The organism is Streptomyces sp. NPDC051561, assembly GCF_044454195.1.
In the GTDB taxonomy this organism is placed as follows: domain Bacteria; phylum Actinomycetota; class Actinomycetes; order Streptomycetales; family Streptomycetaceae; genus Streptomyces.
Genome location: NZ_JBITDM010000005.1, coordinates 1 through 25419 on the forward strand (window position 1 = coordinate 1; position 25419 = coordinate 25419).

General features: G+C 71.4%; 17 protein-coding genes. 8 read left to right on the forward strand and 9 right to left on the reverse strand.

The window, feature by feature from the left end; all coding sequences use genetic code 11:
* The first annotated feature begins 502 nt into the window (after positions 1-502).
* Positions 503-952, forward strand: a complete 450-nt coding sequence (locus ACIA73_RS13465) for a PTS glucose transporter subunit IIA (protein ID WP_399438605.1) — start codon at positions 503-505, stop codon at positions 950-952.
* A 77-nt stretch (positions 953-1029) separates the two neighbouring features.
* Positions 1030-2700 carry a phosphoenolpyruvate--protein phosphotransferase gene (gene ptsP / locus ACIA73_RS13470; RefSeq protein ID WP_399438606.1) on the forward strand — a complete coding sequence of 557 codons (1671 nt, stop codon included), beginning with the start codon at positions 1030-1032 and terminating at the stop codon, positions 2698-2700.
* A gap of 64 nt (positions 2701-2764) precedes the next feature.
* Here ptsP and ACIA73_RS13475 read toward each other — a convergent pair whose 3' ends face one another.
* Both ACIA73_RS13475 and ACIA73_RS13480 read right to left on the reverse strand, forming a co-directional pair.
* Positions 2765-3679, reverse strand: a complete 915-nt coding sequence (locus ACIA73_RS13475; RefSeq protein WP_399438607.1) for a hypothetical protein — start codon at positions 3677-3679, stop codon at positions 2765-2767.
* Positions 3680-3760: 81 nt separating this feature from the next.
* The gene (locus tag ACIA73_RS13480; protein ID WP_399438608.1) at positions 3761-5770 is read right to left on the reverse strand and encodes an acetoacetate--CoA ligase; all 2010 of its coding nucleotides are present in this window, start codon (positions 5768-5770) and stop codon (positions 3761-3763) included.
* A gap of 318 nt (positions 5771-6088) precedes the next feature.
* On the opposite strand from ACIA73_RS13480, the gene ACIA73_RS13485 reads away from it, so the two are divergent.
* Entirely contained in the window at positions 6089-8476 is a 2388-nt protein-coding gene (locus ACIA73_RS13485) for a TIM-barrel domain-containing protein (protein WP_399438609.1), read from the forward strand.
* A gap of 94 nt (positions 8477-8570) precedes the next feature.
* Here the strand turns inward: ACIA73_RS13485 and ACIA73_RS13490 are convergent, their stop codons facing one another.
* Positions 8571-9101, reverse strand: a complete 531-nt coding sequence (locus ACIA73_RS13490) for an NUDIX domain-containing protein (protein ID WP_399438610.1) — start codon at positions 9099-9101, stop codon at positions 8571-8573.
* A 389-nt stretch (positions 9102-9490) separates the two neighbouring features.
* Here ACIA73_RS13490 and ACIA73_RS13495 point away from each other — a divergent pair, with 389 nt between their 5' ends.
* From ACIA73_RS13495 to glpK, 4 genes are all read left to right on the forward strand, one after another.
* Positions 9491-10348, forward strand: coding sequence for a M15 family metallopeptidase (locus ACIA73_RS13495; protein WP_399438611.1), 858 nt, complete (start codon positions 9491-9493; stop codon positions 10346-10348).
* Between the two features lie 182 nt (positions 10349-10530).
* Positions 10531-10875, forward strand: a complete 345-nt coding sequence (locus ACIA73_RS13500) for an Mpo1-like protein (protein WP_399438612.1) — start codon at positions 10531-10533, stop codon at positions 10873-10875.
* 235 nt (positions 10876-11110) lie between these two features.
* Positions 11111-11848: an MIP/aquaporin family protein gene (locus ACIA73_RS13505; protein ID WP_399438613.1), complete on the forward strand. Its 738-nt coding sequence runs from the start codon at positions 11111-11113 to the stop codon at positions 11846-11848.
* Positions 11849-11939: 91 nt separating this feature from the next.
* The gene (gene glpK / locus ACIA73_RS13510; RefSeq protein ID WP_399438614.1) at positions 11940-13460 is read left to right on the forward strand and encodes a glycerol kinase GlpK; all 1521 of its coding nucleotides are present in this window, start codon (positions 11940-11942) and stop codon (positions 13458-13460) included.
* 153 nt (positions 13461-13613) lie between these two features.
* Here glpK and ACIA73_RS13515 read toward each other — a convergent pair whose 3' ends face one another.
* From ACIA73_RS13515 to ACIA73_RS13530, 4 genes are all read right to left on the reverse strand, one after another.
* The gene (locus tag ACIA73_RS13515; protein ID WP_399438615.1) at positions 13614-14228 is read right to left on the reverse strand and encodes a GTP-binding protein; all 615 of its coding nucleotides are present in this window, start codon (positions 14226-14228) and stop codon (positions 13614-13616) included.
* Between the two features lie 139 nt (positions 14229-14367).
* On the reverse strand, positions 14368-14889 hold the full coding sequence (locus ACIA73_RS13520) for a DUF742 domain-containing protein (RefSeq protein WP_399438617.1): 522 nt from the start codon (positions 14887-14889) through the stop codon (positions 14368-14370).
* Positions 14890-14900: 11 nt separating this feature from the next.
* Positions 14901-15341, reverse strand: a complete 441-nt coding sequence (locus ACIA73_RS13525; RefSeq protein ID WP_399438618.1) for a roadblock/LC7 domain-containing protein — start codon at positions 15339-15341, stop codon at positions 14901-14903.
* Complete coding sequence (locus tag ACIA73_RS13530; protein ID WP_399438619.1) at positions 15341-18355, reverse strand: nitrate- and nitrite sensing domain-containing protein; 3015 nt, start codon at positions 18353-18355, stop codon at positions 15341-15343. The genes ACIA73_RS13525 and ACIA73_RS13530 overlap by 1 nt, the downstream gene beginning before the upstream one ends.
* A 492-nt stretch (positions 18356-18847) precedes the next feature.
* Here ACIA73_RS13530 and ACIA73_RS13535 point away from each other — a divergent pair, with 492 nt between their 5' ends.
* On the forward strand, positions 18848-19291 hold the full coding sequence (locus ACIA73_RS13535; protein WP_399438620.1) for a hypothetical protein: 444 nt from the start codon (positions 18848-18850) through the stop codon (positions 19289-19291).
* A gap of 33 nt (positions 19292-19324) precedes the next feature.
* Here the strand turns inward: ACIA73_RS13535 and ACIA73_RS13540 are convergent, their stop codons facing one another.
* Positions 19325-24310, reverse strand: a complete 4986-nt coding sequence (locus tag ACIA73_RS13540) for a hypothetical protein (protein WP_399438621.1) — start codon at positions 24308-24310, stop codon at positions 19325-19327.
* 203 nt (positions 24311-24513) lie between these two features.
* Positions 24514-25404: a hypothetical protein gene (locus tag ACIA73_RS13545; protein WP_399438622.1), complete on the reverse strand. Its 891-nt coding sequence runs from the start codon at positions 25402-25404 to the stop codon at positions 24514-24516.
* Positions 25405-25419 lie beyond the last annotated feature (15 nt).

Below are 25419 nucleotides of genomic sequence, written 5' to 3' on the forward strand. Positions count from 1 at the left end.
GTTCTCAAGGAACGGACGCTTCCTTTGTACTCACCCTCGCGGGCTTTCCTCCGGACGTTTCGTTCGGTGTTTCAGTTGTTCTGTTCTTGCGTTTCTGACTCTATCAGACCGTTTCCGTTCCGATTTCCTCGGTGCCTTTCAGGTTCTTCGCTTTCGCGTTTTCCCTTTCCAGCGACTCCGACTCTACCAGCGCTTTTTCGTCCCTCCGACCACCTATTCCACGGCATGCGGGAATAAGGATCCGAGATAGGATCAACACTCATAAGAGGCGCTGCCGACACACGACATCACAGAGAAGTGAGTACGTGTTGGGGTCAGGCAGGAGTACGACAGTACATGGCGCCGCTTGTTGAGGCAAATCGTTTCCGGTGAGTACCTAGGTCATCTAAGCGGTACCTCTCGTGCGGAACCGGGACTTCTTATGACTTACCCTCTGAAGCAGGTATGCCGTCCAGGACAGGTAGTGACGGCGCCGCACAAACTCCGCCCCTGGGAGGCCCCCATGACCAGCGTGACGTCCCCTCTTGAAGGTCGCGCCATCGGACTCGCCGCAGTCCCCGACCCTGTGTTCTCCGGAGCAATGGTCGGTCCCGGCACCGCTATCGACCCCGTACGCGAACCGTCCGCGGCCGTGTCGCCCGTCGACGGTGTTGTCGTCTCCCTGCACCCGCACGCGTTCGTCGTCGTCGACGGCGAGGGCCACGGTGTGCTGACCCACCTCGGCATCGACACCGTTCAGCTCAATGGCGAGGGCTTTGAGCTTCTCGTCAACAAGGGTGACACCGTGACGCGTGGACAGGACATCGTGCGCTGGAACCCGGCCGCGGTCGAGGCTGCCGGCAAGTCGCCCATCTGCCCGGTCGTGGCGCTGGAAGCGACTGCCGATGCCCTCTCGGACCTGGCCGAGGACAGCGACGTGAAGGTCGGCGACGCTCTCTTCACCTGGAAGTAGACATCGGCGCCGTAATGACGGCGGGTAGTACATCCACCGCGACGGCGGAGTCCGTCGCAACTAGCGGAGACGGTGAAATGGAGACAACGCTGCGAGGCGTCGGCGTGAGCCACGGTGTGGCGATCGGCGAGGTTCGGCACATGGGCACGGCGGTTTTGGAACCGCCGGCCAAGCAGATTCCGGTCGAGGATGCTGAGCGCGAGCAGGGGCGCGCCCGGCAGGCGGTGGAAGCTGTGGCTGCTGACCTGATGGCCCGGGGCAACCTGGCCGGAGGCGAGGCCCAGGCTGTGCTTGAGGCTCAGGCCCTGATGGCTCAGGACCCGGAGCTGATGGCCGATGTGGACCGTCGGATCGCCGTCGGCAGCACCGCCGAGCGTGGTGTGTACGACGCGTTCGCCGCGTACCGTGCGCTGCTTGCCAACGCTGGTGAGTACCTGGCGGGACGTGTGGCCGACCTGGACGACGTGCGGAATCGTATCGTCGCGCGTCTGCTGGGCGTTCCGATGCCGGGTGTGCCGGACAGTGACGAGCCGTACGTACTGATCGCGCGGGACCTGGCGCCGGCCGACACCGCACTGCTGGACCCGGCGCTGGTGCTCGGGTTCGTGACCGAAGAGGGTGGACCGACCAGTCACAGCGCGATTCTCGCGCGTGCGCTGGGTGTCCCTGCTGTGGTGGCGCTGCCGGGTGCCGGTGAGCTGGTCGAGGGCACTGTCGTGGCCGTCGACGGCAGCACGGGTGACATCTTCGTCGAGCCGAGTGCCGAGAAGCGTGCCGAGCTGGAGGCGGCGGCCGCCGCGCGCAAGGCTGCGCTGGCCGCTTCGACCGGTCCCGGTGCGACGTCCGACGGGCACAAGGTTCCGCTGCTCGCCAACATCGGTGGTCCTGCCGATGTCCCCGCCGCGGTGGAGGCCGGCGCCGAGGGTGTGGGGCTGTTCCGCACCGAGTTCCTCTTCCTGGACGACAGCAAGCACGCGCCGTCGGAGGAGTCGCAGGTCGAGGCGTACCGCAAGGTGCTTGAGGCCTTCCCCGAGGGCCGCGTGGTCGTGCGTGTGCTGGATGCCGGTGCGGACAAGCCGCTCGACTTCCTGACGCCGGCCGAGGAGCCGAACCCGGCGCTGGGCGTGCGTGGTCTGCGTTCGCTGCTCGACCACCCGGAGGTCCTGCGTACGCAGCTGACCGCGCTGGCGAAGGCCGTCCAGGGTCTGCCGGTGTACCTGGAGGTCATGGCGCCGATGGTCGCGGACCGCACGGACGCCAAGGCGTTCGCGGACGCGTGCCGTGAGGCGGGGCTGCAGGCGAAGTTCGGCGCGATGGTGGAGATTCCGTCCGCCGCGCTCCGGGCGCGTTCGATCCTGCAGGAGGTGGAGTTCCTCTCGCTGGGCACCAACGACCTGGCGCAGTACACCTTCGCCGCCGACCGTCAGGTCGGTGCGGTGTCCCGTCTGCAGGACCCGTGGCAGCCTGCGCTGCTCGACCTGGTCGCGGCGTCGGCCGATGCGGCCAAGGCCGAGGGCAAGAGCTGTGGCGTCTGTGGGGAGGCTGCCGCCGACCCGCTGCTGGCCTGTGTGCTGACCGGTCTGGGTGTCACCTCTCTGTCGATGGGCGCGAAGGCCATTCCTTACGTCCGTGCGACGCTGGCGAAGTACACGCTGGCGCAGTGCGAGCGGGCGGCTGCCGCGGCGCGTGCCGTGGACACCGCCGAGGAAGCGCGTGTGGCCGCGCAGGCGGTGCTGTCCGGGGAGTGACCCGACAGCGTTGAAGTGTCAGGCCCGTGGGGCCGCCGGTGGTAACGGCGGCCCCACGGGCTTTTCAGTGTCCGGGGCCGCCTCCCGGATCGTTCACGATCGGATAGCCCGCGCAGTAGTCGACGCCGGATTCCGGAGCGACCGGTTCGCCGGTTTCGGCGTCGGTGCAGTAGGCGTTGAAGACTTCGGCCTCGGTCAGGGCCGCGAGCCTGCCGTGGTCCAGGCGCCAGCCGTACACCCGGTCGGGCTCATCGTTGCGGGTGGTGCGCAGGACCACTCCCCCGGGGCTGTTGAGCGCGAGTCCTGCCGCGAGGACGGTGACGAACTGGGCGCCGTCGTCGTCGAGGAGTTCGGGGAGTCCGTCCTGGCTCACTTCCACGTGGAGCACGGCAAGCAGTTGCTCGTCGTCCGCGGTGACGCTGCACACCAGGTGGTGGAGGCCGGGGCCCGCTCCCTGGAGCAGGCCGACCACCAGGTACGAGGCTCGTTCGAAGGCTTCGCGGCCGATGTCCTTGCCGCAGTCGGCGCAGTTGCCGAGGTCGGCCAGGAGGAGGGTGGCGCAGTCCCAGGTGGCCTGGCGGACCGCTTGGTTGATGAGGGTGGGGACGAGGGTGTCGAGTGGCTGGCCCGCGTAGGGGACGCAGGCGCCCCGGGCGGCCACCTCCGCCGTGAAGCGGGCGCGTGTCTCAGGTGTGTCGGGGTCGAGGCCGGTGCTCGTACAGAACTCCTCGAACTCCTCCGGGTCGAAGAGCGCGACGGTGGTGTGCAGGCCTTGTGAGGCCAGGGCCGTGAGTAGTTCGGCGACCAGTTGGAGGTAGACCGTGTGGTCGTCGAAGGTGAAGGTGCGGTAGCCGGCCATGGCCGCGAAGTCCTCCTCGTCGACCAACAGGCCAACGGTGCTGGGGACTTCGCGGCGCAGGGTGCGGCGCATGGCTTGAGTGTGGTGGTTGCGGTTGATGTCGTTCCCGATGTGCTCCATTGCTCCCCCTGAGCTCGCAGTCGATCATTGCTCACTCACCGTAACCGGAGGGTCTGACAATGGGGCGTGGGCCCGGTCTGCTCAGCGGTTGCCGCGGGTGCGGGCGAGGTCCTCGTAGAAGTGCAGGAGGTCGATGTTGTCGACCGAGCCGGGGTTGACCGCCTTGGCGAGCGGGGTGCCCTGGAGGAGTCGTTTGACCGGGACTTCGATGCGCTTGCCGGTGAGGGTGTGGGGGACGGCGGGGATTTCGATGACCTCGTCGGGGACGTGGCGGGGGGAGAGCGCGGTGCGGATGGTGTTCTTGATGCGGGTGCGGAGTTCGTCGTTGAGTTCCGCGCCTTCGGCGAGGTGGACGAAGAGTGGCATCCAGTAGCCGCCGTTCGGCTCTTCGAGGCCGATGACGAGGGATTCGCGGATTTCCGGGAGGCGCTCCACGGCTTCGTAGATGTCGGCGGAGCCCATGCGGACGCCTTGGCGGTTGAGGGTGGAGTCGGAACGGCCGTGGATGATCACGGAGTTGTGTTCCGTGAGGGTGATCCAGTCGCCGTGGCGCCAGACGCCGGGGTAGGTGTCGAAATAGCTGTCGTGGTAGCGGGAGCCGTCGGGGTCGTTCCAGAAGCGGATCGGCATCGACGGCATCGGGTTGGTGACGACGAGTTCGCCGACCTCACCACTGAGGGGCTTGCCCTCCGGGTCCCAGGCCTGGAGGTCGGTGCCGAGGCACGCAGCCTGGAGTTCGCCGATGTGGACGGGGAGGGTGGGCACCGCGCCGGCGAAGCAGCTGCAGACGTCCGTTCCGCCGCTGACCGAGGCGATCCACAGGTCGTGGTCACGGGCGGCGAATTCGTCATGGAGCCAGCGGAACCCGTCGGGCGGGAGCGGGGATCCGGTGGTGGCGACGCACTTGATGCGGGTGAGGTCGTGGTCGGCGGCCGGATGCACTCCGGCCTTGCGGCAGGCCATGACGTAGGCGGCGGAGGTGCCGAAGAGGGTGGCGCCGGTCTTTTCGGCGACGGCCCACTGGGCTCCGGTGTCGGGGAAGCCGGGGCTGCCGTCGTACAGCACGATCGTGGTGCCGGTGAGCAGGCCGGAGACGAGGAAGTTCCACATCATCCAGCCGGTGGAGGTGAACCAGAAGAAGCGGTCGTCGGGGCCGAGGTCGCAGTGCAGGCCGATCTGCTTGAAGTGTTCGAGCAGGATGCCGCCCTGGGACTGGACGATCGCTTTGGGCAGTCCTGTGGTGCCCGACGAATAAAGAACCCAAAGAGGGTGAGCGAAGGGAACTTGCTCGAAGACCGGCTCGTTGTCACTCTCAGTGAGGGAAGACCATTCGAGAGTGCCGGAGGGGGCAGGAGTGTCGAGCAGGGGGATGTGGATGACCGCGCGGACGGTCGGCAGTTCGCGGCGGAGTTCGGCGACGGTTTCCGTGCGGTCGTGGGTCTTGCCGCCGTAGCGGTAGCCGTCGACTGCGAAGAGGACGACGGGCTCGACCTGCTGAAAGCGGTCGAGGACGCTGCGGGCGCCGAAGTCGGGGGCGCAGGAGGTCCATACGGCGCCGACGGCGGCGGTGGCGAGGAAGGCGGTGACTGCTTGGGGGATGTTGGGGAGATAGCCGCTGACGCGGTCTCCGGGGCGGACGCCGAGGGCGCGGAGTTCGGCTGCCAGGGAGCCGACCTGGCGGCGGAGCTCGGACCAGGTGAGGGGCTGGGGGTTCTGGGCCTCGTCGACGTGCAGCAGGGCGGGGTCGTCGGCGCGGGACGGGTCCTCGGAGGTGCGCAGGGCGTGTTCGGCGTAGTTGAGGGTGGCGCCGGGGAACCACTGGGCGCCGGGCATGGTGCGGTCGCCGAGTACGGACTCGTACGGGGTGGAGAAGCGGACCTCGAACCAGTCGGCGACGGCCTTCCAGAACGTGTCGAGTTCGGTGACCGACCAGCGGTGGAGTGCTTCGTAGCCGCCGTCGGCGGGGGCTCCGTAGCGGTCTGCGGCCCAGGTCTGGAAGCGGGTGACCGCGGCCTCGGCGATGCGGTCGGGCCCCGGTTGCCAGAGGGGCTCGGGCTGGGACGCGGTGTTCGTCGCGGAGATCGAGGTCATGGGGCGGCTCCCGGGTTCTACGGCTCTGCGGTTCTGATCGGTGCGTTGGATGTGCTGGTCCTGGGCTGCATCCGCGCGGGGGTGGTGGGACGGGGTTGCGGTCCGGTGCCACCGTCGGTGCGTGGGCGGGCTGAGGGGGACGATGCCATGTGATCGACTTCCGCACCAGGGCGGGCGGGTGAAAGTGCTGGTCGGAGGGGTGCTGAGGAGAAGGGGGGAGCCAGTGGCGGGTATCGCGGCGAGGTCGTGAAGCCGGTCTGGGTGAACGGGAGTTGAACGGGGCTCCCCGGGCGGCGGGGCGGTGGCAGGGTGAGGGCCATGAACGGTCGTGACCTGGTTCGCTCGGTAAGGCTGGTCGGTACGGCACAGGGGCTTCGGTCCGTGCGGGCCGCGTGGCGAAGGCGGCGTACGGATGCGTGGGGGTTGCCGCAGCGGCGTCCCGAGCGGGCCCGGGTGCCGGGGGCGGTGGTCGGGGCGGAGGCGTTGCCCGGGGGCGGGATCGTCCGGTTCGGCCGGTCGGAGCTGCGGATTCTGGTGGCTGTGGGTGGGGCGGTGTTCTGGGGGTGGGACGGGGCCGGGCCGGAGCCGTCGTATGCGCTGGCGGGTCTGTGTCCCGATGCCGATCCCCGGGTTGTGCTGGAGCCCGACAAGGACGACGGCTGGCAGGTTGTCTCGGAGCGGGTGACGGTGGCGGTGTCCAGGCACGGGGCGATCGAGGTACGCACCCCGGGCGGGGTTCTGCTGCGGCGGGAGCTGCCTCCCCGGTGGTGGCAGCCGGTGGGGTCGGTTGATGAGGGGCGGGTGGCGGAGGGGCCGGGGACGGAGGGGCGGTGGTCGCAGCGGTCGGAGGTGGGGGCGGATGCGCGGTTCTTCGGCCTGGGTGGGCGCGCGGGCGGGCCACGGCTGCGGGGCGGAACGTACCGGCTGTGGAACACGGATCCGGGTGGGGAGTTCGGGCCGGGCGACGATCCGCTGTATCTGACGATGCCGGTGCAGTTCGTGGTGGCGGATGCGGGGGCGCATCTGGCGTTCTACGACAGCACGTGGGACGGGGAGGTCGTGCTGCGGGAGGGCGAGGAGGGGGACGGCTCGGGGCACGACCGGGCGGGGTGCAGTGAGGTGCGGATGACAGGTGGGCCGTTGCGGTGCTGGGTGGTGGTGGGGACACCGGCGAGGGTGTTGCAGGGCTGGACCGCGCTGACCGGGCGGCCGGTACGGCCGCCGTCCTGGGCGCTGGGTCCGCAGCATGCCCGGTGGGGGTTCGGGAGTGCGGAGGAGGTGCGGCGGGTGGTGGCCGGGTACCGGGAGCGGGGGCTGCCGTTGTCCGCCGTACATCTGGATATTGATCATTACGACCGGCATCGGGTCTTCACCGTGGACGGGGAGAAGTTCCCGGATCTGCCCGGACTGGCGCGGGAGTTGCGGGAGGGCGGGGTGCGGATGGTGTCGATCGTGGATCCGGCGGTGCGGGCGGAGCGGGGCGATCCGGTGTATGAGAGCGGGGTCGCGGCCGGGGCGTTCGTGCGGGACGGGCGGGGGCGGGAGGTGCGCGGGGAGGTGTGGCCCGGGGAGTGTGCGTTTCCGGACTTTACGGATCCGGGGGTCCGGGAGTGGTGGAGCGGGTTGTACCGGGAGCGGCTGGAGCAGGGCTTTTCGGGGGTGTGGCACGACATGAACGAGCCGGTCTCGTTCTCCGCGTTCGGGGATCCGACGTTGCCGCGGTCGGCTCGGCACGGGATGGAGGGGCGGGGCGGCGATCATCGTGAGGCGCACAACGTCTACGCGCTGGCGATGGCCCGGGCGGGATACGAGGGGCTGCGGCGGCTGCGGCCCGAGGAGCGGCCGTTCCTGTTCTCGCGGTCCGGGTGGGTCGGGATGCAGCGGTACGGGGGGACGTGGTCCGGGGATGTGACCACCGGGTGGCCGGGGCTCAGGGCTTCGTTGTCGCTGGTGCTGGGGCTCGGGTTGTGCGGGGTTCCGTATTCGGGGCCGGATGTGGGGGGTTTCGGCGGGAATCCGGGGCCCGAGCTCTATCTGCGGTGGTTCCAGTTGGGGGCGTGGCTGCCGTTGTTCCGTACGCATGGGGCGATCTACGCGGGGCGGCGGGAGCCGTGGGAGTTCGGGCCACGGGTGCTGGAGCACGCGCGGGCGGCGCTGGCGGAGCGGGAGCGGTTGCTGCCCTACTTCGTGACGCTGTCGCATCTGGCTCGGCTCACCGGGGCGCCGTATGTGCGGCCGGTGTGGTGGGGGGCGACCGGGGACCGGGCGTTGCGGGACTGCGAGGACGCGTTTCTGCTGGGGGACGCGTTGCTGGTGGCGCCGGTGCTGGAGCCGGGGGTGGACCGGCGTGCGGTGCGGTTGCCGCGGGGGCGGTGGTACGACACGGCCAGCGGAGAGGCGTTCGAGGGGCCGGGGCAGGTGCTGATGGACGCGCCAGGCGTGGCGGGGGCCAGGTCGAGGGTTCCGGTGTTGGCCAGGGGTGGTGCGGTGATTCCGGTCCGGGAGCCAAGTGGCGAGCTGGTGCTGGAGGTGTGGGCTCCGGAGGCGGGGCGGACGGGTGGAGGGCTGCTGGTGAGGGACGGGGGCGACGGGTGGGAGCAGCCGGTGGTGGAGCGGTTCACCTCCCGGGTGGAGAAGGGGCGGGTGGTGGTGGAGCGGGAAGGGGGTGCGGAGGTGGGGATTCCGGTGCGGGAGCGGGGGGTTTGAGGAGGGCGGGGGCCGACGGGCTTCCGGGTGGGGAGGCTGGTTACCCTGCCCGCTCAGGGGGCGGGTGTTGTGGCGCTCCGGGAGCGGTGTCGGGTCAGGAGTAGGCGCCGGCGAACCAGGCGCGGGCTGCCTGGGTGTGGAGGGGGAAGGCGAGCTCGGCCGGGGTGTGCAGGATGTGCCAGCCTGCGGTCTCGTCGGTGGGCGCGGTCGGGGGCAGGTCGGTTTCCTCGACGGCGGGCAGGAGGCCGAAGAGGAGGAGGTGGTCGGTCGGGGAGCTCAGGGCGTCGGCCAGACGGACGTCGGCGGCATCGGCCTCGATGCGGGTCTCTTCGCGGAGTTCGCGGACCACGGCTTGGCGCCAGTCCTCGGCGTGGTCGATGAATCCGCCGGGGAGGGCCACCTGGCCGGGGTGGGGTGCGATGGTGCGGGTGATGACGAGGAGGCCGGTGGTGTGGGGTCCCGGCTGAGGGCGGCAGGGCCGTACCGGGAGGAGGGCCACTGCCACGGGCAGCGGGTTGAGGTAGGCCGTCCGGTGGCAGGCGGGGCAGCTGCGGGGCCAGGAGTTGAGGTGGGGGTAGGGGGTGCCGCAGTGGTGGCAGTGGGAGTGCGGGGGCGAGGGGTTCACGGGGTGAGGCTAGGTGAACTGGGGTGGCAGGTGGAGGGTATTGGCGGCTTTCGGGGGGCTGAACGGGAGCGGGCCGGCACGAAGGGGAGAGACCGGGAAAGGACACGGAGCACGCCGTGGACGTGGCTGTGGGAGCAGGAATCACGGCTGGCGCGGAGGCTGGTGGCCTGCGAGTCGGCCGGGCGAAGCGGGTGGCCTGCGAGTCGGCCGGGCGAAGCGGGTCGCTTGCCTGAGAGATGTGGCGTGGAGGTCCGGTCCCATGCCCGGAGGGTCCGCCGTGACCGACACCTCGGCCATCGCTGCGTAGCACTCGGCAGAAGCCGGCGGGGACCACGAACGGGGTTTCGGGCGGGGTTTCGGGCGGGGTTCAGAGGTGGTAGACGGGGCGCATGAGACGACGATCTGGTTCTTCCGGGCGGATGTGCGGTGTGTTTGCCGCCGCCGCGCTTGCTCTGATCTCCGTTGCCGTGGCGCCCACCCCGGCCCTGGCGTCCGGCACCGTGCCCGGCACCGGCCCGCATCCCGCCCCCGGCGGGACCGTATCCCCCGAAGCTCCCCGTGGATTTGTCGCTCTGCGGGACGTGGATCCGACGATTCTGCAGGACATGCGGTATGCCACCGCCCACAACTTCATGGGTGAGCGGGTGGAGGGATACCGGGAGCCCGTCTGCATTCTGACGCGGCCCGCCGCGCAGGCGCTGCGCAAGGCGCAGCGGGGGCTGTTGCGGTCGGGGTACACGCTCAAGGTGTACGACTGCTACCGGCCGCAGCGCGCGGTCGATCACTTCGTGCGGTGGGCGAAGGATCTCGGAGACACCCGGATGAAGGGGGAGTTCTATCCGCGGGTCGACAAGTCGAGGCTGTTCGCGGACGGGTACATCGCCGAGAAGTCGGGGCACAGCCGGGGAAGTACGGTCGATCTGACGATCGTCAGACTGCCGGCCCGTCCCACCCGGCCGTACGTACCGGGTGAAAGGCTTGTGCCGTGTTTCGCGCCGCCCGGTGAGCGCTTCCGGGACAACTCCGTGGACATGGGAACCGGCTACGACTGTTTCGACACGTTGTCGCACACCGACGACCCTCGTATCCAGGGAGCGCAGCGGGCGCATCGGCAACTGCTGAAGAACACCCTCGCCGCGCAGGGGTTCACCAACCTGCCCGAGGAGTGGTGGCACTTCACGCACAAGCCGGAGCTCTTCCCCGACACGTACTTCGACTTCCCGGTGGCGCGGCGGTCCGTGAAGTGAAGGAAGTGAGGGAGCAGGTTGCCAGGACCACCCCCGTCGGCCCCGGCAACCCGCTCTCTCCTCACCGGACGCAGGATTCCCCGTGTCCGGTTCTCCTCGTCCGAGGGTTCTCCGCGCCGGTTCCCGATACCGCACCCTTGCTCACCGGACCCGTTCCCGCGTGGAGCGCATACGGTGCCCCCATGGAGCAGACATGTGATTCGTACGAGGAGTTCTGGCCCTACTACGTCGCCATGCATTCCCGCGCCGCCACCCGCTGGGTCCATCTGGCCGGCACCCTCACCGGCCTGGCCCTCACCACCTACGGTCTGGCGCGCGGCAAGAAACGGTACCTCCCCGCGCTTCCGCTCGTCGGGTACGGGGCCGCCTGGCCCGCGCACTTCCTGATCGAGAAGAACAACCCCGCCACCTTCGGCCACCCCGCGTGGTCGCTGCGCGGGGATGTCCAGATGATCCGGATGATGCTGGCGGGGCGCGACGCGGAGCTTGCCGAGACTGCCCAGAAGTGGCTTGCCGAGCACCGTTGACAAACCGTCGGGCGGCCCATCGGACCGGGCCGTCCGACCCCCTCCCCTCGCCGCACCGGAACCCCAACTCCCGTTGCTGTCCTGCGCCTTGACGCCCTATCGCAGCCGGTGAACACTTCCCGTTGTCAGTCGGCGCCGTCGCCTCACCGGCCCCAGCCTGTACGGGATCGAGCCGCGCCGCGCCGTGCCCAGTCACGGACCGGGGCCCGCCCCCGGGCGATCCCAAGGAGCCGCCATGGACACCTTCACCAATGGGGAAGTCTTCCGCGGGGAAGTCATCGGCACCGCCATTCTCATCCTGTTCGGCGCCGGTGTGTGCGCCGCGGTCACCCTGAGATTCTCCAAGGCGAAGGCAGCCGGGTGGATCGTCATCGCCTTCGGCTGGGGCTTCGCCGTACTGGCAGGCGCCTACACCGCGGCCCCCCTCTCCGGTGGCCACCTCAACCCGGCGGTGACCCTCGGCATCGCGGTCGACACCGGCGTGTGGGGCCAGGTCTGGGTGTACATCCTGGGCCAGATGGTGGGCGCGATGATCGGCGCCGTACTCGCCTGGCTCGTCTACTACGCACAGTTCGACGCCAACAAGGACAAGGAGCAGTCAACTCCCACCCTGGGGATCTTCTCGACGATCCCGGAGATCAGGAACCCGGCCGCCAACCTCGTCACCGAGATCATCGCCACCTTCGCGCTGGTGCTGCCGATCCTGGCCTTCGGGCTGACGAAGGGGCTGGGCGTCTCCGGCACCCAGACGCTGCTCGTCGCGTTTCTCGTGGTCGGTATCGGTCTGTCGCTCGGCGGGCCCACGGGTTACGCGATCAACCCGGCCCGCGACCTGGGCCCGCGCATCGTGCACGCCGTCCTGCCGATACCCAACAAGGGTTCGTCGCAGTGGAGTTACGCGTGGATCCCGGTGATCGGCCCACTGACCGGCGGTGCGCTCGGCGGCCTCGTCTACAACTGGCTCTTCCAGTAACGGCCCTTGGGGCCCGTACTCCGGCATGCCACCCACACCTATCGAACCGGCGCCTCCCGAACCACCGGCAGCTTCCGATCGAGGGGACCTCATGAGCGCAAACAGCGAGAAGTTCGTCGCGGCGATCGACCAGGGCACCACCTCCAGCCGCTGCATCATCTTCAACCACGACGGCGGCATCGTCGCCGTGGACCAGCGCGAGCACCGGCAGATCTTCCCGAAGCCCGGCTGGGTGGAGCACGACGCCACCGAGATCTGGTCCAAGGTGCAGGCGGTCGTCGCGGGGGCGCTCGCCAAGGCGGGAATGCGCGCGGACCAGTTGAGCGCGCTGGGCATCACCAACCAGCGCGAGACGACCGTGCTCTGGGACCGGGCCACCGGGAAGCCGGTGCACAACGCGATCGTCTGGCAGGACACCCGTACCTCCGCGCTCTGCAACGAGCTGGGCGGCGCGGACGGGCAGGATCGTTTCCGCGACCGGACCGGGCTGCCGCTGGCGAGCTACTTCTCCGGCCCGAAGGCGGCCTGGCTGCTCGACAACGTTCCCGGGCTGCGGACCAGGGCCGAGCGCGGCGAGATCGCCTTCGGCACCATCGACTCCTGGCTGATCTGGAACCTCACCGGCGGCACGCAGGGCGGCGTGCACGTCACGGACGTCACCAACGCCGGCCGGACCATGCTGATGAACCTTCAGACCCTCCAGTGGGACCCGGCGATCCTCTCCGCGATGCGGGTGCCCGAGGCCGTGCTGCCGGAGATCAAGTCGTCGGCGGAGGTGTACGGGACGGCCGTCGGCCAGCTCGGCGGGGTGCCGGTGGCGTCCGCGCTCGGCGATCAGCAGGCGGCCGTGTTCGGGCAGGCCTGCTACGACACGGGGACGGCCAAGAACACGTACGGGACCGGCAGTTTCCTGCTCCTGAACACCGGCAACAGGCCGGTGCCGTCGAAGAACGGGTTGCTCACCACCATGGGCTACAAGATCGGCAGCGAGGCGCCGGTCTACTGCCTGGAGGGCTCGATCGCGATCACCGGGGCGCTGGTGCAGTGGTTCCGCGACCAGCTCGGGATCATCCGGGGTGCGGAGGAGATCGAGCCGCTCGCCGCGAGCGTCGAGGACAACGGAGGGGCGTACATCGTACCGGCCTTCTCCGGTCTGTACGCGCCCTACTGGCGCTCCGACGCCCGTGGGGTCATCACCGGCCTGACGCGCTACGTCACCAAGGCGCACCTGGCGCGGGCCGTGCTGGAGGCGACCAGCTGGCAGACCCGCGAGGTGGTGGACGCGATGTTCCAGGACTCCGGGGTGCAGATCACCACGCTCAAGGTGGACGGCGGGATGACCGTCAACAATCTGCTGATGCAGCATCAGGCGGACGTGCTGGGCGTGCCGGTGATCCGGCCGAAGGTCTCCGAGACGACCTGTCTGGGTGCGGCGTACGCGGCCGGTCTGGCGACCGGGGTGTGGTCGGACCTGGACGAGCTGAAGGCGCACTGGCAGCGCGACGCGGAGTGGACGCCGCGGATGGGTGCGCCGGAGCGCGACCGCGAATACCGCAACTGGCGCAAGGCGGTTGAGCGCAGCTTCGGCTGGCAGGAGGACGGACAGGAGTAACGGCACTACGATCGTCAGGCGTCGCATTCCGTGCGGCGCGCGGGAGGGGCAACTGCCGCGGTCCGCACCCCAGTCGGCGGGGGTGCGGGCCGCTTCGCGCCAGTCGGCGGGGGTGTGGGCCGCCTCGTGGGCAGCGGCCCGGTACGTCAGGTGTTACGAGGTGGCCGCCGCAGCGGCCCTGCGGCGGCTCGCCGACAGCTCCAGGGCGTGCTCGACCACCGCGATCAGGACTTCCTTGACGGATTCTCGGTCGCGGGCGTCGCACAGCATCACAGGGACGTCCGGGTCGAGGTCGAGTGCCGCGCCGATGGTCTCGGCGGGGTGCCGGTCCGCGCCGTCGAAGCAGTTGACGGCGACAGTGAAGGGGATGTCGCGGCGCTCGAAGTAGTCGATGGCAGCGAAGCAGTCCTCCAGCCTGCGGGTGTCGGCGAGCACCACGGCGCCGAGCGCACCCTGCGCCAGCTCGTCCCACAGGAACCAGAAGCGGTCCTGTCCCGGTGTGCCGAAGAGATAGAGGACGAGGTCCTCGCGCAGGGTGATACGGCCGAAGTCCATGGCGACGGTGGTGGTCGTCTTGGCCTCGACGCCCTGGGTGTCGTCGACCGGCCGGCCCGCCTCACTGAGGGTTTCCTCGGTGCGCAGCGGTCTGATCTCACTGACCGCGCCGACCAGGGTGGTCTTGCCCACCCCGAATCCGCCGGCGACCAGAATCTTCAGCGTCACCGGCTCCACGGGCCGCTTCTTGCGGCTGGAACGCCCGAAGACCATCGTTTGGGTTCTCCCGATCTCGCTGCGCGGAGGGTTGTGTTCCGCGCCGTGTGTCAGAGGGCGGCGTATCAGAGGCAGTTGTCGAGGCCGCCGCGGGGACGGTTCCCGAAGCTGTCGTGGAGACTGCTTCGGAGGCGGTTCAGAGTGCTCTGAGGCCGTCGATCACTTCGCGCAGCAGGCTCTCGTCCGGCAGTTCGGCCGGCTCGACCGGCCTGGTCACGTGCACCAGTTGGTCCTCGACCAGGTCGCCGACCAGGACGCGGACGACGCCGACGGGCAGGTCGAGGGTGGCGGCGAGTTCGGCGATCGACTGCGGGCTCTCGTGGCAGAGTTCGACGATCTCGACGTGCTCGGGGGCGAGCGTCTGGTCGCGGTCGGGTTCGTCGGCCTCGGGTTGCGGGATGACGACGGCGATCAGGTCGAGCCGGTGCCGGGTCGCACTGCTCGTACGTCCCCTGGTCATCGCGTACGGGCGGACGACCGGCCCCGCGTCGTCGTCGAACCAGTGCGAGGGCTGCCCACGTCCGGCGGAGTCGGCCGGGGCGCCCGTATTGTCGCGCGGTCCCGGGTCACCCGGTGGCCACGCGGCCGTACGGCCCTCGCCTCCCGTGGGAGGCGGGCCGCCCGCACCCGTACCTCTGTCCGTGCCTGCGTCGTTCATCCCGGCTCCGCTCACCCGCCGGTGGGCAGACCGGACCGTGGTGCCGTCCTGAGGTGGGCACCGACGCGCTTGACCATGAGCGTCATCTCGTACGCGACCTGGCCGACGTCCGAATCCGCGTCGGACAGCACGGCGAGACAGCTGCCGTCGCCGGCCGCCGTGACGAAGAGGAACGCGTCGTCCAGTTCGACGACGGTCTGGCGCACCATGCCCGCCTCGAAGTGACGGCCGACGCCCTTGGCCAGGCTGTGGAATCCGGAGGCGACGGCGGCGAGGTGCTCGCCGTCCTCCCGGGTGAGGGACTGCGAGGCACCGGTGGGGAGCCCGTCGCTGGAGAGCACCAGCGCTTTGCGGATGCTGCCGACGCGTTGGACCAACTCGTCGAGGAGCCAGTTGAGTTCGCCGGATCCCCGGCCCGTGGCGTTGTGTGCTGGTGCGTGCGGTGTGGTCATCAACCGTCTCCCTCTGCTGTCGTTCCTGATGCTGTCTCGGCCGTTCCGGTGTCGTTCCCTGTGCGTGGCCCGGTGGCGTCGGCGGCGGATTCGGCGGTGGTGGCGGCGGTACGGTTCGCTGGCGCGGGCGGGGTGTGGGAGGTGTGCGGTGCGCCCGGGGTGTGGGGCGTGCCCGGTGCGTCGGTGGGGTCGGGCTCCTCGTTCTGGCGGCGGCCGCGCTGCCAGCCGCGCTGGAGGGAGGCCATGCGGCTGCGTACCTCGTCGGCGTCGCGCTCGGGCTCCTCGGCAAGGACCGGGCGGGCGTTCTGGGCGGTACGGGCAGCTTCCGCTTCCTTCTTCAGCTGCGGGGCGAGGCTGGCCTGGCGTACGCGGCGCGGGAGGCCGCCCAGGGAGGGCGCTGCGCCGTCGGGCCCGGCGGCCGTCTGTCCGCGGACGTGCTGGGGTGCCGGGGCCTGCTGTGTCTCCTGGGCCTCTCGGGGCTGCCGAATGTCGCGAAGCCGCTGGGGCTCGCGGGGCTGCTGGCTCCCGGTGGGCTGTGGAGTCTCACGAAGTTGCCGAGTTTCGCGGGGCTGTGGAGTCTCGCGGGGCTGCTGCGGGCCGATGCGGCGGCCGTGTTCGGCGACCAGGGAGGGCTTGCGGCGGGGCAGGGGTACCGGGCCTCCGGGGCGGGCGGTGCCCGCGCTGTCCCGGGTGAGGTCGGCGGCCTGCTGGTGCTGGACACGGGCGGCGTCGGTGATACGGCCCCGGCTGGGACCGCCCGTACGGCTGCCGTTGGTGCGCGGCCTGTCCGGGCCACGGTTCTCCACGCCACGGTTTTCCGCGCCACGGTTCTCCAGGCCCCTGGCGCGGAAGATCCCGCCCCGCTCGCTCTCGGTGTCCTCCAGGTCGCCGAGCGAGGCGGAGGCGGCGCCGAGGGCGGGCGCCGGCTCCAGGCCGAGGGCGCCGAGCGGGGGCTCCAGTTCCACGGGGCCGTCGAGCACCGGCTGTCCCGGCCGGCCCGTGGACGTACGGCCGGGACCCGTGGACGTACGGCCGAGAGCGGCCAGCACCGGCTCGCCGGTTCGGCCCCGGTCGTGCTCGCTCCCGGACTCGACGCGAAATCCGCTGCCGTCGGTGTCCGGGGCCTCGGTGAGCAGGGCCGCCGGGATGAAGACGACCGCGGTGGTGCCGCCGTACGGGGACTGCTGGAGGGAGACCCGGACGTTCTGCCGCTGGGCGAGCCGGCTGACCACGAACAGGCCGAGCCGGTCGGTGTCGGACAGCTCGAACTCGGGGGTCTCGGCGAGCCGGAGATTGGCGTCGAGCAGGAGGTCGGGGGCCATTCCGAGGCCGCGGTCGTGGATCTCCAGGGTGAAACCGTTGGCGACGCGCTCGCCGAGTACCTGCACCGCGGTGTGCGGGGGCGAGAACACCGTGGCGTTCTCCAGGAGTTCGGCGATCAGGTGCGTGAGGTCGGCGACGGCCGGGCCGCCGACGCCGATCCGCGGCAGCCGTCGAACCTCGATGCGCTCGTAGTCCTCGACCTCGGCGACGGCGGCGCGGACGACGTCCATCAGCTGGACGGGCTTGCGCCACTGCCGGGACGGGGCCGCGCCGGAGAGGATCACCAGGCCCTCGGCGTGCCGGCGCATACGGGTGGTGAGGTGGTCGAGGCGGAAGAGGTCCGCGAGCTCGTCGGTGTCCTCGGTCCGGCGCTCCATGGTGTCCAGGAGCGTCAACTGGCGGTGCAGCAGCACCTGGTTGCGGCGGGCCAGGTTGACGAAGACCTCGGAGACACCGCGCCGCAGGTCGGCCTGGCGCACGGCGGACTCGACGGCGGCCCGCTGAAGGGTGTTGAGGGCCTGGCCGACCTGGCCCATCTCGTCCTTCTCGTACTCCAGCCGCGGCGCCTCGGTCTCGACGTCGACGGCCTCACCGGCGGCGAGACGCCGCATCACGGCGGGCAGCCGGACACCGGAGGCCTCGTGGGCCTCCTTGCGCAGCCGGTTGAGGTCGCGGACCAGTTCGCGGCCGACGCGCACGGACACCACGATCGAGACGATCAGCGCGAGGAAGCCGAGGACGCCTGCCGCGCCCGCCTTGAGGAGGACACCGAAGGCGACCGGTTCGACGCGGGTCTGGTAGGCGTGGCTGGCCTCGTCGCCCCGGGTGGCGAGCAGGTCGAGGACCGGCGGGGCGGCGTTCTGCCAGGTGGTGGCGCTGACGGCGGTGGGGCGGCGGGTGGGGCCCTGGGCGAGCAGCTTCTCCTCGGCGGAGCGCAGGTCGGCGGTGTCGGGGCCGCTCCAGATCTGCTCGTAGCGCTGCCTCTCGGAGGACGGCAGTTGCTCCAGGCTGGTGTCGTACAGCGTCTTGCGGCTGGCGATCAGGCCGGTGAGCTCGCTGAGTTCGGTGGCGGTGATCTTCCGCAGGGCGAGTGCGGAGGCGATCAACGCGTCCTCGCGGGAGACGAGTTCGCGGGCGCGGGTGGTGCCGACGAGGGCGCGGCCCTGCTTGTCCATCTCGACGTCGCGCAGCACATGGAGGTTGGCGAGGAAGGTGTGGCAGGGGTCGACGAGCCGGTTGTAGAGGCCGAGCGCCTGGCTGCGGGTGACGGTGTTGTTCTCCACCGAGCGGCGCAGTGCGGCGATTCCGTCGAACGCTTCGAGGAGCGAGGCCAGGCGCTGGGTGGCCTGCGGCTTCAACTCCTCCGCGACATCCGGGTCCTGGGAGTTCTTGCGCACTGCGGCCACCGCCCTGTCGGTGGCGGCACGCTGTCGGCGCAGGGTGGGCAGGGCCTCGGAATTCCGCTGGTCGGCGAGGTAGACGAGGGTCTGCCGGCGTTCCTGCTGGACGACTTGGACGACGTCCTCGACCGGTGAGCCGATCTTCTCGACGACATAGGCGATGTCCAGTAGCTCGCTTGCCTCGCGGCCGGTGAGCACCGTCGAGAATCCCCACAGGGCGGTGAGGGAGACGAGCGGCACCAGCAACAACGCCACGATCTTCCGGCGGATGGACTTCCCGCGAAAGCGCATGGCCTCCCCCAGCTCAACCCCGCGCGGCGGGGGTGGTGTTCCGTCTGATCCGATACTTGAAGTGCTGTGTCTGTCTGGTCCGTCCGGGCTGCGTCGACTGCGTGCCGCGCACGATCCGTCAACGCACGCCGTCAACAAACGGCGTGAGCCTACTACTGACGCGCTGGCAACTCGAAGGCACGTCCGGACTGTTTTCGGCCGTCGCGTCGGGTGCTGATCATGACTTGTCCCGGAATCACGGGAGTTGGTCGCCGTGCCTGTGGCAAAGGACACCTCCCCATGCGCCCTTCTCCGCACACGGGGGGATGGCTGGAATTATTCGTTCCGTGTCCCAACACCGGGAATCTTTTGTACGGGTTGTTCGTCCTTGTGTACGGGCAGACGAATGGGGGGCCCGGCGCTCGCGTAAAGCAGCACAAGCCGGGCAGTCAGATCAGAGCTGACGGCGCTTGATCCGGGCTTTGATGGGGAGCAGTGGTGGGGAGTGGGGTCATGAAGACGGAGGAGCACCAGCCGGACTCGGACATGCCGGCGGCGCGGCAGTTGTGGGTCGAGGAGCCCGCGGTGCGCTGGCGGTTGCCGGATCCGGTGCGTACGTCCGCGGTGCGGGCGGTGGTCATAGCGTCACTGACCCTGATACAGGCGATGGTGGCGTATCTGTTCAGCCTGACCGGGTCCTGGCTGGCGTTCCCGATGGTGCTGAGCAGTGTGGCGAGTACGGTCGCCGCGACCTGGGGCGTGCTGGATGTGTGGGTCACCCGCCAGGTGTGGAACCAGCGCAACGGTGTGGTGTCCGTGCCGAGCAGTACGGCGCGGCAGCTGCGGCGGGAGCGCCGGCTGGCACGGCGTTCGGCACGCGAGGAAGCGCGAATACGCGAGCGGGAGCGGGCCTCGGGCAGGGACCGCAGGGGTGCGCGGCAGCTCTCGGAGGCGTGAGGGCTGCCGCGCGGGGGGACTGGCACCCGGCGGTCAGTCGACCTGCGCCGTCGCCGACCGCTCCTGGGCCGGCTGCGGGGTTACGTCCCTGGGTTCGGCGGCCGGCGCCGGAGCGATCGCCTCCCGGTCGGCCTGCGGGGTTACGTCCGCGGACCCGGCGGCCCGGGTCTCGTCCGGCTGGGTGCGCTTGAACATGCGGGTCGCGGTGATCTCGCCGTGGATCGTCTCGCCCTCGGTGCTCTGTTGCGGCAGGCCCGGCCTCAGGTGCTCCTCGACGCTGATGTACTTCAGACCCGCCCTGAGGTCGGCGTCGTTGCGCAGCCGGATGACCAGGGGGAACTCGGCGAGCGCCGTGGTGTCGAACAGCCCGGTCGTGTAGAGGAGCTGGACGCCGAGCGCGTCCGAGACTGCCCGCTGGAGTTCCAGCAGATACGTCGCGTTGGCGCGTCCGATCGGGTTGTCCAGGAAGAGCGTGCCGGCGTGCCGGTGCTTGTCGCGGCCCCGGTCGTTGCTGCGCAGTGCGGCCATCGTGCAGTAGAGGGCGATCGCCGCGGTGAGCAACTGCCCGCCGGAGAACACGTCACCCATCTGCCCCACCGGCACCCGCTCTGCGCGCAGTACGGCATCCGGCTTGAGGATCTCGACCGCGATCCCCTTGGGTTCCAGGGCCGCCTGCACACCCCGCAGCAGCAGCGACATGCCGTCGCGCCGCATGTCGGAGTTCTTCTTCACGGCCGCCCGGGTGGCTTCGTCGACGACCTCGCCGAGCCGCTCGACCAGCGTCGCCTGGTCCGGCTCCTCGAAGCGGATCCGCAGGAACTCCTGCCCCGACCACTCCCCCAGCCCCTCGGGCAGCTGCGAGAGCCGCTGCGCCGAACGGAGCGTGGCGAGCGCGGACTCCACCAGGCCGCGCAGCCGGTCGACGATGCTGTCGCGGTTGCGCTCCAGCTGCGCCAACTCGTCGGTCAGTACCCGCAGTCGGGGCGCGAAGGCCGCCGCCCAGGCCGCCGCGTGCTCGGGCAGCGAGGCGGCGGGCAGCTCGCGGATCTGCTGGCGGGCGGGGGTGCGCACCTGCTCGTAACGGGTCGAGTTGGCGTGCCGTACGAGAACGTCGCTCGCCTCCCGTACGGAGGCCTCGGCCGCCGACAGGTCGGCCGCGCAGCCGCGCAGTGAACGCCGGGCCTCGGCAGCGGAGTTGCGCGCCTCCTCCAGGGTGCCGGGGTAGAGCTCGGGGTTCCCCTGGCCCTCCTCGTCCTGCTGGTGGTCGCGCAGCAGGTCCCGCAGCAGGGCGGCCGTCTCGTCGAAGCCTCCGGCCGCGTCCTCCGCGGCGCGGTGGGCGTGCAGCAGCTCGCCGTGGGCTGCTCGGGCGACCTCCAACGCGTCGGCTCGGGAGGCGAGTTCGGCGTTGGCGGTGCGCAGCAGCGTCTGGGCGTGCTCCGCGTCGGAGGGCGCCAGCCCGGCGGGCAGCTCGGTGTGCGACTCGCCGTCCTCGGGGGCCAGACGTTCGGCCTCGCCGCGCAGCCGTCCGAGTTGTTCGCTGGCCGTGGACGCCCGGGTCTCCAGGGTCTGTACGAGCGATTCGGCGCGGGCGGCGGCGGCCTGGCGGGACGGCCCGTCGGCGCCGTCGGTGCCTTCCAGGAGCTGCCCCGCCCGGGTGCGGACCTTGTTGCTGAGCCGGTTGAGGTCGGTGAGGGCGGCGCTCTCGTCGCTCTCGGCGCGGGCCTGTTCGGCGCGCAGGTCGGCGCCGACGCCGACCTTCTCGTACAGCTGGGAGGCGGCCCGGTAGGCCTCGCGCAGGGCGGGAAGGGCGGTGCGCGGGGCGTCGGGGCCGGGTTCGGGCAGTGTCTCGGGGGCACCCGCGATCTCGGCGCGCTCGGCGCGCAGGGTGCGGGAGGTGCGGTGGGCGTCGTCGGCGGTGCGCTGGGCGGTGCGGCGGTCCTCGTCGGCGGCCTTGGCGCGCTCCAGGAGGGTGGCGGCGCGGGCCTCCGACTCGGCGGCCTCGTCCGCGAGTTCACGGAGTGTGGCCTGCCAGCCGGCGCGGTCGCGGAGCCGGTGGGCGAGGCCTGCGAGCACGTCGGCGACCCGGCGGGCGCGCTGGGCGGCCTCCTGGCGTTCGTCGCGGACCCTGGCCGCGTCGGCGGCGGCCTCGTCGGCCTCGGCGCGCACCGTACGGGCCTCGGCGAGGACGGCTGCGGCTGCTTCGGCCGCCTCGCGGGCGGTGGCGGCGGCTTCGGCCAGTTCGGCGAGCATGCCGGGCGGGCAGTCCTCGCGCCAGGAGCTCAGCCGGGCACCGAGGGTGCGGTCGCCGGTGAGCCGGGCGGCGAGGGTGCGGATCTCCTCGTCGCGGACGGCGGCCCTGGCCCGCAGTGCCTGCCGCTCCTCGTCGGCGGCGTGCTCGTCGTGCATGGCCGGGTTCGGCGGGACGAGGAAGACCGAGCCCTGCTCCGCGCGCCCGCCTGCTGCCCCCGGGACGGGCGCGAGCAGGGCGGACGCGGTGCCGACGGCCACGGCGGAGCGGGGCAGCAGGGCGGCGCCCGCCAGGACTTCGCGGGCACGGGCGTGCGAGTCGGGGTCGGTGATGACGACGCCGTCGACCAGCTCGGGGCGTGCGGCGAGGACGGCCGCGTGGTCGGCGGGGTCGACGGCCTGAGCGAGGTAGCGCCAGCCGGGGAGGGCGGGGATGCCGTGCTCACCGAGGTACTCGACGGTGGCGAGTACGTCGGGGCCGGCCGGCAGCAGGCCGCCGTCGCCGAGGGCGCCGAGGATGCGGGAGTCGTCGGCGGCCGCGGTGCGCAGCTCGAAGAGCTGGCGTTCGGCGGAGGCGACGCCCTGGTCGAGCAGGGCGAGGAGGTCCTCCGCGTTGCGGTCCAGTTCCTCGACGGTGAGGGGTCCTTCGGCGGTGGGACGGAGGGTACGGGGGGCCTTGGTGGCGGTGGCGCCGGGGCGGGTGCCGTCGGAGGAGGAGTGGGTGGCGCCGTTGCGCGGGGCGGTGGAAGGCGTACGGCCCGGGCCCGAGCCGTCGCGCTGGGAGCCGAGGCCGGAACCCGGCGGGGTACCGGCGGAGGCGTCGGCCCGGACACCGGATTCACCCGGCGCGGTGCCGTCGGCCCCGTGCTCGCCCGCATCGCCGCTGCGCGGCTGCGGGAGGCCGGTCGTGCCGCCGGAGGTCTCGGCCCCCGGCAGGCTGAGCAGTTCGGCCAGCCGTTCCTCGGCCGCGAGGGAGGCCGCGGCCCGGTGCTCGGCCTCGTGGACGGCGGTGGCGGCCTGTGCCGCGTCTGCCGCGCGGGCGGCGGTGAGCTCGGCGCGGGCGTCCTCGGCCGTTGCCTCGCGGGCCCGGTCCGCGGTGGTGCGGGCGGCCTCGCGGGCGACGTCCCAGGCGGCGACCGCGGTCTTCTCGGCGTCCGAGGCGGCCAGGGCGGCGCGGGCCGGGTCGGCGTCCGGGGCGGTGTCGTCCAGCCAGCCCGCCCGTACCGCCTCCGCGGTCTCCGCCTCGACCTCGGTGAGGCGCTGGCGCAGGTGGCCGATCTCGCTGCGGGCCCGCTGGGCCTCGGTGGCGGCGACGGTGGCGTCACGGTGAGCGGCCTCGCCGGTCTCCTGGAGCGCGGCGGAACGTTCCTCGTGCTCGGCGGCGACCCGCTCGCCGTCCTCGGCGGCGCTGTGCAGGGCGCGTACGAGATCGCCCGCGGCGGTGGCGCGGGCGGCGAGCGCGGGGGCCGCGTCGCGTTCGGCGTCGCGGATGGCGACAGCGACGCGGGCGGAGCGGTCGGCGGCGGCGCGATGGCGGAGCACGGCCTCGGCGGCCTGCCAGGCGGAGTGCAGGGTGCGGGCGTCGGCCAGCTCGCGACGCTGCGCGGCGGCCCCCTTCTCGGCGGCGGCCAGCGCCAGCGAGGCGTGCCGGTAGGCGAGTTCGGCGGAGATCTGGGCGCTGTGGCCGCGGGCGGTTTCGGCCTCGGTGACGGTGTGTGCGGCGGAGGCGACCTGCTGGGCGAGTTCTGCCGTACGTCCGCGCTCTTCGGCGGCGCGGGCCCACAGCCGGCGGGACAGGGTGCGGGTACGGCGCTCGGAGGCGGTGTGGATGTCGCGGGTGCGGGCGCGGGTGTCGGCGGCCTCGACGATGCGGTTGAGGAGCTCGACGGAGCCTGCGGTGAAGTCGCGCTCGGCCATCAGCTCGGCGCGGCGGCCCAGCTTGTTGCCGAAGCCGTGCACCAGGTCGGCGAGGCCGTCGGTGTCGCGGGTGTCGGTGACGGCGCGCAGCAGCAGGTCGGTGAAGTCGGAGTCCTTCTTGACCGCGAAGAGTCCTGCGGCCTCGCCCTCGTCGGCGTTCATCTCGCGCTGGTAGCGGAAGAGTTCGGGGTCCAGGCCGAGGTCACCGAGGTGCTCGTTCCAGCGGTCGTGGATCTCTTCCCAGTGGACGTCGAGATTGAGGTAGGCCTTGCCCGCCTCGGTGAGCGCGTCGCGGAAGCCCTTCATCGTGCGGCGGCGGCCCTGTGCGCCGGAGCTGCCTTCGGTGTTGCGTCGTACGGCGGTGGATTCGGCGACCGGCAGCGAGTCCAGGCTCAGCCCGGGTCCCGGCCGGAAGGAGTACCAGGCCTCGGCGAACTTCCGCGGGTCGTTGGAGACCTGCCGCCCGCGCCACTCGCTCACCTTGCCGACGACCACGCACTCGCCGGTGAGGGTGTGCTGCCACTCCAGGGCGACATGCCCGCAGTCGTCGGCGAGCAGGAACTTGCGGAGCACACCGGAGCTGGCGCCGCCGAGGGTGTTGCGGTGCCCGGGCAGCATGACCGAGAAGATCAGCTTGAGGAGTACGGACTTGCCGCCGCCGTTCTCCAGGAAGAGCACGCCCGCGGGGGCCGGGCGGCGGGGCGGGCCGACCGGCTCGTCCTCGAAGAAGTCCGCCTGGGTGGGCGCGGGGTGGGGCACCGGCGCGCCGACGCCGCGCAGGTCGAGCACGGTGTCGGCGTAGCGGGCGCCGGCGGGCCCGATGGAGTAGAGGCGGACCCGGGACAACTCGTACATGGCGGCGGACTCTCAGTCGTCTGGAACGGTTGCGCGGTGAGAGCCTGTGTCTGAAAACCCGGTCGGATCAGCGAACGTCGTCCGGTGCGTGCGATCGCAAGGCGCGGGAAGGTCCTCGTAACGGAGCTACGAGGAGCTTGTCGCAACGCCGCGAGCGTGCGTGCCGGGCGGCGGGCGCCCGGCCGGGGTTCGGACACAGGCTCTTACGCGTGGAAGGGCAGGCCGGCGTCTGCGGCCAGCTCAAGATCATCGGTATCGGACGGCGGCACCAGCGTGGCGCTGCCGTCCGTGACGGGTACGACGCCCAGGTCGAGCAGCTCGGCCATGGCCGCACTGCCCGCCATGTCGCGTACCTGCAACTGGTAACGAGCGGTGGTGCGGTAGGCGCCGCCCGCGTCGTCGCCGGTGCGCTGGAGGAAGCCGGAGTCGGTGAGGAACGCGACGGCCTTGCCGACGATGCCGGTGGTGGATCCGGCGAGGCGGCGGGCGTCCTTGGTGGCGCCGGTGGCGCTGCGCCGTGAGTAGATCCGCCAGGCGGATTCCAGGCCGGGGGCCTCGGTGGCGGGGTCGGTGTTCTCCCCCGCCTCCTCGGCGCGCTCCTCCAGGCGGCGGCAGGCCTGACGTACGAAGGCATCGACACCGTTGACGGTGAGCCGCCCGATGTAGCCGTCGTCGGCCAGGTCCTCGGGGCGCGGGAACGCCATCGCGGCGACGGCGAGATGGGCCAGACCGTGCAGGAACCGGTCGGCGGACTCGGCCGAGGCGCGCCGGGCGTAGTCGCCCATCCGTACGGCGAAGACGGAGTCCTCACCGGCGGAAACAGCCATCCCCGCGCGCGTGGACACCTCCAGGACGACGAGCCCGAGGCCGGTGGCGACCGCGTCGGCGAGCCGCGCGAAGGGGGCCTCCTCGCGGTAGCGGCGCAGCAGTTCGGCGTACTCGGCGTCGCGGGCCGGGAGCAGCTTGGGCTGGAGGCCGAAGGAGACGAGGCGTGCGGCGTCGGCGGCGTCGGCGGGGGTCACCGCGGCGGGGACGGCGGGCACGTCGACGACGTCACCGGTCCACGCGGTGTGCTCTGCGTGGGTCTCGCTCACGGCTGTTGCTCCTCG

Bases quoted from the DNA above. Each gene is read 5' to 3' on its own strand.
- ACIA73_RS13495 (WP_399438611.1), top strand. From the start codon at position 9,491: ATGAGACGACGATCTGGTTCTTCCGGGCGGATGTGCGGTGTGTTTGCC.
- ACIA73_RS13530 (WP_399438619.1), bottom strand. From the start codon at position 18,355: ATGCGCTTTCGCGGGAAGTCCATCCGCCGGAAGATCGTGGCGTTGTTG.
- ACIA73_RS13475 (WP_399438607.1), bottom strand. From the start codon at position 3,679: ATGGAGCACATCGGGAACGACATCAACCGCAACCACCACACTCAAGCC.
- ACIA73_RS13535 (WP_399438620.1), top strand. From the start codon at position 18,848: ATGAAGACGGAGGAGCACCAGCCGGACTCGGACATGCCGGCGGCGCGG.
- ACIA73_RS13465 (WP_399438605.1), top strand. From the start codon at position 503: ATGACCAGCGTGACGTCCCCTCTTGAAGGTCGCGCCATCGGACTCGCC.
- ACIA73_RS13520 (WP_399438617.1), bottom strand. From the start codon at position 14,889: ATGAACGACGCAGGCACGGACAGAGGTACGGGTGCGGGCGGCCCGCCT.
- ACIA73_RS13540 (WP_399438621.1), bottom strand. From the start codon at position 24,310: ATGTACGAGTTGTCCCGGGTCCGCCTCTACTCCATCGGGCCCGCCGGC.
- ACIA73_RS13485 (WP_399438609.1), top strand. From the start codon at position 6,089: ATGAACGGTCGTGACCTGGTTCGCTCGGTAAGGCTGGTCGGTACGGCA.
- ACIA73_RS13515 (WP_399438615.1), bottom strand. From the start codon at position 14,228: ATGGTCTTCGGGCGTTCCAGCCGCAAGAAGCGGCCCGTGGAGCCGGTG.
- ACIA73_RS13525 (WP_399438618.1), bottom strand. From the start codon at position 15,341: ATGACCACACCGCACGCACCAGCACACAACGCCACGGGCCGGGGATCC.
- ACIA73_RS13480 (WP_399438608.1), bottom strand. From the start codon at position 5,770: ATGACCTCGATCTCCGCGACGAACACCGCGTCCCAGCCCGAGCCCCTC.
- glpK (WP_399438614.1), top strand. From the start codon at position 11,940: ATGAGCGCAAACAGCGAGAAGTTCGTCGCGGCGATCGACCAGGGCACC.
- ACIA73_RS13500 (WP_399438612.1), top strand. From the start codon at position 10,531: ATGGAGCAGACATGTGATTCGTACGAGGAGTTCTGGCCCTACTACGTC.
- ptsP (WP_399438606.1), top strand. From the start codon at position 1,030: ATGGAGACAACGCTGCGAGGCGTCGGCGTGAGCCACGGTGTGGCGATC.
- ACIA73_RS13505 (WP_399438613.1), top strand. From the start codon at position 11,111: ATGGACACCTTCACCAATGGGGAAGTCTTCCGCGGGGAAGTCATCGGC.